At 65.7% G+C, this 770-nt stretch carries 1 protein-coding gene; it reads left to right on the top strand.

What is annotated here, in order from left to right:
* Window positions 1-139 precede the first annotated feature (139 nt).
* Window positions 140-770, top strand: a 631-nt coding sequence (locus tag EOD07_RS36240) for a GAF domain-containing protein (protein WP_127238495.1), incomplete at its 3' end; no start/stop codon positions are given.

The raw sequence follows: 770 nt of genomic DNA, 5'->3' as shown, positions 1-770 counted from the left end.
ATACGGAACTGGCGGTTCGCACTTTGCATTCCGTCTACGGTCTGGATAAGCAATAGCGAGAACTGAGTCAGTTGTTGCGTGAACGCCGGCCGCGGGAGAAACTGCGGCGGGCGAAATGCCCATTGGAGAACAAGCCGCGATGCGTGATACGGCCAGTGGCCCGCGCGTTCTGCTCAAACGGCTTCGCGAGCTCATGCAGGAGCCGCTGGAGCCGCAGGAGCGGCTCGACCGCATCGTGCGCGACATCGCCTCCAACATGGTCGCCGAAGTCTGCTCGCTCTATGTGCTGCGCGCCGACTCCGTGCTCGAGCTCTACGCCACCGAGGGTCTGAACCCGAACGCCGTCCACCTGGCGCAGCTCAGGCTCGGGCAGGGCCTGGTCGGGACGATCGCCGCCAGCGCGCGGCCGCTCAACCTTTCCAACGCGCAGGAGCATCCGGCCTTCGCCTACCTGCCGGAGACGGGCGAGGAGATCTACAATTCCTTCCTCGGCGTGCCGGTGCTGAGGGCAGGGCGCACGCTGGGCGTGCTGGTGGTGCAGAACAAGACCATGCGTCACTACCGCGACGACGAGGTCGAGGCCCTGGAAACCACGGCGATGGTGATCGCCGAGATGATCGCCACCGGCGATCTCGCGCGCCTCACCCGGCCTGGGCTCGAGCTCGACCTCAGCCGCCCGGCAAGCTTCACCGGCCTTTCCTTCAACGAAGGCGTCGGGCTCGGCCATGTCGTGCTGCACGAGCCGCGCATCGTTGTCACCAACCTCTTCA

Source organism: Mesorhizobium sp. M2C.T.Ca.TU.002.02.1.1, from assembly GCF_003997225.1.
The sequence above is the reverse complement of the archived record's forward strand: the minus strand, read 5'-3'. Positions and strand labels throughout refer to the sequence as shown.